General features: G+C 38.3%; 6 protein-coding genes, 3 tRNA genes and 1 rRNA gene. 1 reads left to right on the forward strand and 9 read right to left on the reverse strand.

The features are described from left to right. Window positions 1–10 precede the first annotated feature (10 nt). The 3 genes from tuf to B5D46_RS11465 all read right to left on the reverse strand — a co-directional run bounded on the left by tuf (window position 11) and on the right by B5D46_RS11465 (window position 1,459). The gene (gene tuf, locus B5D46_RS11455; RefSeq protein ID WP_078929370.1) at window positions 11–1,195 is read right to left on the reverse strand and encodes an elongation factor Tu; all 1,185 of its coding nucleotides are present in this window, start codon (window positions 1,193–1,195) and stop codon (window positions 11–13) included. A 60-nt stretch (window positions 1,196–1,255) separates the two neighbouring features. Next, window positions 1,256–1,330 (reverse strand) — tRNA-Gly (locus tag B5D46_RS11460). 44 nt (window positions 1,331–1,374) lie between these two features. After that, a tRNA-Tyr gene (locus B5D46_RS11465) sits at window positions 1,375–1,459 on the reverse strand. A 412-nt stretch (window positions 1,460–1,871) separates the two neighbouring features. Here B5D46_RS11465 and coaA point away from each other — a divergent pair. Continuing rightward, entirely contained in the window at window positions 1,872–2,825 is a 954-nt protein-coding gene (gene coaA / locus B5D46_RS11470) for a type I pantothenate kinase (RefSeq protein WP_078929567.1), read from the forward strand. Between the two features lie 23 nt (window positions 2,826–2,848). Here coaA and B5D46_RS11475 read toward each other — a convergent pair whose 3' ends face one another. From B5D46_RS11475 to rrf, 6 genes are all read right to left on the reverse strand, one after another. Continuing rightward, entirely contained in the window at window positions 2,849–3,808 is a 960-nt protein-coding gene (locus B5D46_RS11475; protein WP_031492632.1) for a biotin--[acetyl-CoA-carboxylase] ligase, read from the reverse strand. Then, window positions 3,793–4,788: a UDP-N-acetylmuramate dehydrogenase gene (murB, locus tag B5D46_RS11480; RefSeq protein ID WP_078929568.1), complete on the reverse strand. Its 996-nt coding sequence runs from the start codon at window positions 4,786–4,788 to the stop codon at window positions 3,793–3,795. The genes B5D46_RS11475 and murB overlap by 16 nt, the downstream gene beginning before the upstream one ends. A 2-nt stretch (window positions 4,789–4,790) precedes the next feature. Next, window positions 4,791–6,071: a UDP-N-acetylglucosamine 1-carboxyvinyltransferase gene (gene murA / locus B5D46_RS11485; RefSeq protein WP_078929569.1), complete on the reverse strand. Its 1,281-nt coding sequence runs from the start codon at window positions 6,069–6,071 to the stop codon at window positions 4,791–4,793. Between the two features lie 126 nt (window positions 6,072–6,197). Then, entirely contained in the window at window positions 6,198–7,112 is a 915-nt protein-coding gene (locus tag B5D46_RS11490) for a homoserine O-succinyltransferase (protein WP_078929570.1), read from the reverse strand. A gap of 171 nt (window positions 7,113–7,283) precedes the next feature. Further along, window positions 7,284–7,360: transfer RNA gene (locus tag B5D46_RS11495), tRNA-Asp, on the reverse strand. A 12-nt stretch (window positions 7,361–7,372) separates the two neighbouring features. Continuing rightward, window positions 7,373–7,488 (reverse strand): 5S ribosomal RNA (gene rrf / locus B5D46_RS11500). Window positions 7,489–7,599 lie beyond the last annotated feature (111 nt).

Below are 7,599 nucleotides of genomic sequence, written 5' to 3' on the forward strand. Positions count from 1 at the left end.
TTGTTATCTATTATTCGATAATAGAACCAACAACACCAGCACCTACAGTACGGCCACCTTCACGGATAGCGAATCTCTCGCCTTCAGCCATAGCTACTGGGTGGATTAGGGTTACGGTCATGTCGGTGTTATCACCTGGCATTACCATCTCTACGCCCTCTTTCAGATCGATAGAACCGGTAATATCGGTTGTACGGAAGAAGAACTGTGGACGGTAGCCCTTGAAGAATGGAGTGTGACGACCACCTTCATCCTTGCTTAGTACGTAAACCTGACCAGTGAACTTGGTGTGTGGAGTGATTGTGCCTGGAGCAGCTAGAACCTGACCACGCTCAACCTCATCACGCTTGGTACCACGTAGTAGAACACCAACGTTATCACCTGCACGACCTTCGTCTAGTAACTTACGGAACATTTCAACGCCAGTTACAGTGGTCTTGGTGGTTGGACGAATACCAACGATTTCAACTTCGTCACCTACGTGTACAATACCACGCTCTACACGGCCGGTTACTACAGTACCACGACCTGAGATTGAGAAGATATCTTCGATTGGTAATAGGAATGGATCATCGATATCACGCTTTGGCTCTGGAATGTATGAATCTAGAGTGTCTGCTAACTGATAGATTGCCTCTTTCCACTTCTCTTCGCCGTTTAATGCACCTAGTGCTGAACCACGGATGATTGGAGTGTCGTCGCCTGGGAACTGGTACTGATTTAATAGATCACGTACGTCCATCTCAACTAACTCTAATAATTCCTCGTCGTCAACCATATCGCACTTGTTTAGGAATACGATGATGTATGGTACGCCTACCTGACGTGCTAATAGGATGTGCTCACGGGTCTGTGGCATAGGACCATCAGTTGCTGCTACTACTAGAATAGCGCCGTCCATCTGAGCAGCACCAGTAATCATGTTCTTAACATAGTCAGCGTGACCTGGGCAGTCAACGTGTGCATAGTGACGGTTTGCAGTATCGTACTCAACGTGAGAGGTGTTAATGGTAATACCACGTGCCTTCTCTTCTGGAGCGTTATCGATCTGATCGAACTTACGTGCCTCACCACCAAACTTCTCTGCTAGAACAGTAGTGATAGCTGCGGTTAAAGTGGTCTTACCGTGGTCAACGTGACCAATGGTGCCTACGTTTACGTGTACTTTGCCACGGACAAACTTCTCTTTTGCCATTTTTAATTTCCTATGTGAACAAGACTCTAAAGGCTCACAGCGTTGATGATAAATAAACGATGGAGCGGGCAGCGGGAATCGAACCCGTATCACAAGCTTGGAAGGCTTGGGTAATAACCATTATACGATGCCCGCGATACAAATGAAATAATTAATACCGGAGAATTTAAATTGGGAAGTGGTGGAGGGGGAAGGATTCGAACCTTCGAAGGCAGAGCCGGCAGATTTACAGTCTGATCCCTTTGGCCACTCGGGAACCCCTCCATAGATAGCCCGTCTCCGGACCAACTACGTCGCTATCATTCGACAGCGGGGACTATGATAGCAAACTTTTAATTTATTGCAACATTTTTTTTAAATATTTTTTCATATTTTTTTTAAAACCTTAATAAAACGCCTTATATTTCGGATTTATTTTTTTTAATTTTTTTTAAATTTTTATAAAAAAATTCGATACCCAAAAAGCGATTTTTGTAAAAAACTTTATTTTTTATGATTTTTTGTAAAATATCGTAAACAATTATTTTTGTTATTTTTCTTCAAATTTATCTAAAAATTTTTCATTTTTTTTATTTAGACTAGTTAGCTCAGAAATTGAAGAGTATATTCTAGCGTCTATATAGTTCTAATGTTAAAATTTGTCTGATTCATTTACATAGAAGATTAGGTTTTTATTATGGATATCGATACTTCGGTTATTTCTGCACCTTTTGTTAAGTTTGATCCTAATACTTGGGCATCTTTTAAACATGAGGACGAAAAACTTACTATTACCGAAAATGAATTACAGAAATTCATGGCTTTCAATGATAAGTTATCATTAGAAGATGTAAAAAAAATCTATCTTCCTTTATCTAGCCTATTAAGAATGTATTTCATAAGCAGACACGACAGATTGTCTGTTATACAGAAATTTTTAGGTTTTCCAATGGATTCAGTTCCTTTTATTATTTCAATTTCAGGATCCGTTTCTGTAGGAAAAACAACAACAGCAAAACTTCTATTTGAACTGATTAAACAGTGGCCTTGCAAACCTAAAGTAAGCCTAATTACTACAGACGGATTCTTATATCCGAACGCATACCTTGAAGAAAAAATGCTGCTTGGAAAGAAGGGCTTCCCTGTTTCATACGACAGTAAGCGTTTGATTTCATTTCTTCTAGACTTAAAAGAAGGCAAACCTAATCTAAAAGTTCCTGTTTATTCACATCTGACCTACGACATCGTTCCTGATTCATACACCATTGTTGATAGACCAAACGTACTGATCATTGAAGGTGTTAATGTATTACAGGATGCAACGGAATATCCTGAATTCAGAAAAAGAGCATTTATTTCTGACTATATTGACTACTCTATATATGTAGATGCAGATGAAAAATATCTAATGAAATGGTATATAGACAGATTTCTGAAACTTAAGGATGAAGCGTTCCACGATCCAAACTGCTATTTCCACAAGTATGCAAATCTTCCTGATGAAAATGCAGCAAGCATTGCAAAATTAATTTGGGAGGCAGTTAATCATTCAAACCTTGTAGAAAACATTCTGCCATGCAGAAACAGAGCAAACTTAATTCTTAAGAAAGGTAAAGATCACCACATTGAAGAGGTTTACCTGAGGAAATAGGCTGAGTATTTCCTCAGTTTTAACTACTGGTCCTTTAGGTATGTAATGTGACCAGATCTTATGGAAATCTTTTTGTCATCCTGAGCCAGTAAAAGAGCACCGGTATTATCAATTCCTGCAGCTCTTCCAACAAAGCTTCCCTGTACATTATCTACTTGAATCATCTTTCCAAGCATCTCATCACGAGCTTTAAATGACTCAAATATCATTCTCTTGCTGCCTTTATTGAAATCCTCGCATGTTCTCTTGATATTGTTAATCAAAGCTGCTGCAAGATCATTTCGTTTGAAATTATCAGGCTGTTTACTGTACATAGCGCCATAATCTCGAGTCAATTCCCCGAAATCGTCATCATAAACATTCAGACCTACGCCAATAATTGCTTTAACTTTATCCTTGTAAGGAACAGTTTCAATCAGAATTCCGCCAACCTTCAATGTATCCATATACACATCGTTTGGCCATTTTAAAAGAATATTCTCAAAACCGAATCTTTCAATTGAAATTGCGGTAGCAACACCTATTCCAACAGATAATCCCTGAAGTTTTTCAAATGAATCAAAGATATAGCATACTGAAAGAGTCAACTGTTTTCCCAAACCAGAATGCCATTTTCCCCCACGACTGCCTCGACCCTCAGACTGAATTTCTGCTATAACCACATCTCCAGAAGCAAGCATCGAAGCATTTTTAATCATGAAAGTATTTGTAGAATCAACCGCATCAAGAATTGCAATACGGCCAGAACCTTCTACACGTTTGAAAATAGACATATCGTCAAGAAGATCTATTTTCTCCTTTAATGAAAACTTGTCATTTTCAACAGTGATTGCATCAGAATATACCGACAGATTTTTTACAGTAGAATAAAGATCCTCCTCCGATGCATCCAGCGCTGTCATCAGAAGATTTTTATCTAAAGTTAAATCAGGAGCATTATTAAGTAGCTTTATAATTTTTAAAATATCTAAAGGTTTTCCCAAGATACTTCTCCTTGTGCATCATATGTTCTGACTTCAGGGTCTAATTTAATGCCAAACTTGTTGAAAACCTCAGCCATAATGTATTTTGCTAAGGCAACTATCTCAAAAGGTTTAGCGCCACCTCTGTTTACAATTACCAGAGACTGTTTGTCCCAGGTTCCAACATTACCGTGAGTAATACCTTTACAGCCAGCTTTTTCAATTAACCAGCCGGCAGCAATCTTACACATTCCGTCACCCATTGGATAAACAGGAACATGGTCATACTGAGACTCAAGATCTTTGGCGATATTACTATTTACGATAGGATTTTTGAAAAATGACCCCGCGTTTCCAGCAATCTTTGGATCTGGAAGCTTCTTATTTCTTAATTCTATTACTTTATTACGAAGATCAAGAGCACTTTCGAAACTCTCATCCTGTAATCCCTTATATATAAGTTTAGGAGAAAAAACAGAAGATAGTTTGAAAGTTACCTGAGTAATTACAAGTTTTCTTTCTTTATGCTTTTTAAAATATGATGATCTGTAGCCAAACTTACACTGCTCATTAGTAAATGTTTCCTGTATATGTCGCTGCAGATCATAAACTTTAACTTCAGTAATAAACTCGCCAATTTCAACACCGTAAGCACCAACATTCTGAATAGGAGCAGCACCTACAGTTCCAGGAATTGATGATAGATTTTCTAGTCCATATATACCGCGAGAAATAAGAGTGCTGATTAAATCATCTAAAATCAGGCCAGAACCAGCCTTAACAATGTAATCATCTCCATCTTTCTCAACACTTAACTCTTTGATCTGATTAATAATTACAGTTCCCTTGTAATCATCTGTAAATAGAACATCAGATCCATGACCAAGGATAATAACATTATCAGCATGAACTTTCCTAAGGTCAGTTACATTGTTGATAATAATTCCATCGTCAGCATGAACCTGGAGACCAAAAGTGTTATATGGACATAAATTAAACATGACTAATAAATTCTTTCTATTTCACCACCAAGACCACGAACTTTCTTTTCAATATGCTCATAGCCTCTATCCATATGGTAAATACGATCAACAATTGTTGTGCCTTCAGCAGCTAAGCCAGCAATAACCAGTGAAGCCGAAGCTCTTAGGTCTGAGGACATTACCTGTGCGCCCTTTAGTCTGCTTACGCCTTCGCAGATAACGGTATTTCCTTTTATCTCGAGTTTTGCGCCCATTCTGATTAACTCAGCAATGTGCATAAATCTATTCTCAAAGATGGTTTCTGTTACGGAACTTACACCACTAGCCAAAGCATTCAGCACAGTGATCTGAGCCTGCATATCTGTAGGAAAACCAGGATGAGGAGCAGTAACAACATTAACAGGTTTAATCTGTCTGTTACGCATATCTGCAGTAATAGATGTTCCATCAACAGTAATCAGAGCATTAGCTTCTCTTAACTTCTGAAGTACAGACTCAAGAGATGATGGCAAAGTATTGTGGCATGTTACGATACCACCTGTAGCAATACCTGCAATCAGGTATGTACCTGCTTCGATACGATCAGCAACAACAGAATGATCGCAGCCATGAAGCTTCTCGACACCTTCGATCTCGATTCTTGAAGTTCCAGCGCCTTTAACCTGTGCACCCATCTTGTTCAGACACTTAGCAAGATCCTCAACTTCAGGCTCAAGAGCTGCATTTTCAATTACTGTTGTACCATCTGCAAGACATGCGGCCATCATTAAGTTCTCTGTACCTGTTACAGAAACCTTATCCATAATAATATGACCGCCATGAAGTCTTCCTGAACCAATGGCATTTGCCTTGATATAACCATCATCAAGATTAATCTGAGCTCCCATCTCCTTTAGACCTTTAATATGAAGATCAACAGGACGAGCGCCGATTGCACAGCCACCAGGAAGAGAAACTTCTGCAGAGCCTGCAAATGCTACAAGAGGACCAAGAGCCATAATTGAAGCCCTCATGGTCTTAACTAATTCGTATGATGCTACGTGACTGGTTACTCCGCCTTCAATTTCAGCTACGCCGGTTTCAGCATCATAATTACATTTCTTGCCTAAATCCTGAAGTAATTTAAAACTTGTTTTTACATCAGCAAGATCAGGAACATTTTTTAGACAAACTTTTTCGTCAGTTAAAATTGTTGATAACAGAATTGGAAGAGCTGCATTCTTAGCTCCAGAAATAATAACTTCGCCATCTAATGCCTTTCCGCCAACAATTTTAAATTTAGCAGTTTTAAAACCTGTCACTTTTTCACCTTATCACTTTATATTTATCACAATATTTTACATGAAAAAGGCGCAAAAAACTTTATTGAATGCGCCTTTAGAGAAAAATTAACAGTTCAAATGAAATATCGCTAACGATAAAAAATACTAAATTGATTTAATATCGTAAGGAGTCTCCTGATATACGTAGTAATTCAGCCAGTTACAGAATAGTAAACTTGCATGTCCACGCCAGCTGCATATAGGAGATAATGTAGGATTATTATCTGGGAAGTAATTAACAGGAATCGATGGATTCTTTCCTGCTTCAATATCTCTAGTATATTCCTGAAGTAAAGTATCAGCATCATATTCAGGATGTCCAGATACGTATACCTGTCTTCCATCAGGAGAAACACCAAGATACATACCAGTCTCGTCACTAGAGGCAAGAACTTCAATATTGGTTTTCTCTTTAATTACATCTAAAGGAAATTCACAGTATCTTGAAATAGGGGCCTTGAAAACGTCGTCAAAACCTCGTGTTAAGGTATCAATATGATCAGATAGCTTTTCGTCATAAATACCGGAAAGCTTCTTCTCTCTGAAAATAATATCAACGTTATAGAAAACCTTTAATGCAGCAGCAACGCCCCAGCAACTAAAGAGCGTTGATGTAACATGCTTAGAAGACCAAAGTAAGATTTTCTTTAAGGAATCCCAATAAGTAACATCAGCAAACTCTAGCTGATCTAATGCTGCACCGGTAACAATCATACCGTCAAACTTCTGATCCTTAATCTCCGAGAAAGATTTATAGAAATTATCCATATGCTCTCTAGGAGTTAACTTAGAAATATGATCATCAACTCTTAATAATGTTATGTTGACCTGTAATGGAGTATTTGAAAGCTTCCTCATGTACTGAATTTCAGTATTGATTTTCTTAGGCATTAAATTTAGAAACAATAAATTTAATGGTCTAATGTCTTGATGAGAGGATCTATCTTCGGTCATAACGAAAACCTGCTCAGAATTTAATACAGCTTTAGCAGGAAGATCATTGGGTATATTAATTGGCATGCATTACCCTCATAAACTATTATTTTTTAATAATTATACAATCAGAGTGTGATTGAGCAAATTCAATGTAAATAATGCACAAAAATAAAACTTACTTAAGGAAAAATAAGAGAATTTAGAGACTATAGAAACACAAAACCCAGTCACTAAGGACTGGGTTTATGTAAAAAATGGCGGAACGGACGGGAATCGAACCCGCGACCTCCTGCGTGACAGGCAGGCATTCTAACCGGCTGAACTACCGCTCCACATTATAGGGTGCCTGGTGGTGACCTACTCTCACACAAACGTACGTTGCACTACCATCGGCGTTACTGCATTTCACTTCTGTGTTCGGAATGGGAACAGGTGGTTCTACAGCACTATGGCCGCCAGGCGAATTGGGTTTTAACTTAAAAAACTTTCACTGATTTCAAACTTCACTAGTCTTGCGTACTCCAGATGCCTTCCGGGGTTGTATGGTCAAGACGTTCAGAGCATTAGTACT

The sequence above is a fragment of the Succinivibrio dextrinosolvens DSM 3072 genome (genome assembly GCF_900167015.1).
Taxonomy (GTDB): Bacteria; Pseudomonadota; Gammaproteobacteria; order Enterobacterales; family Succinivibrionaceae; genus Succinivibrio; species Succinivibrio dextrinosolvens.

Coding starts and splice junctions, on each gene's coding strand:
- coaA (WP_078929567.1), top strand. CDS start 1,872: ATGGATATCGATACTTCGGTTATTTCTGCACCTTTTGTTAAGTTTGAT.
- murB (WP_078929568.1), bottom strand. CDS start 4,788: ATGTTTAATTTATGTCCATATAACACTTTTGGTCTCCAGGTTCATGCT.
- B5D46_RS11490 (WP_078929570.1), bottom strand. CDS start 7,112: ATGCCAATTAATATACCCAATGATCTTCCTGCTAAAGCTGTATTAAAT.
- tuf (WP_078929370.1), bottom strand. CDS start 1,195: ATGGCAAAAGAGAAGTTTGTCCGTGGCAAAGTACACGTAAACGTAGGC.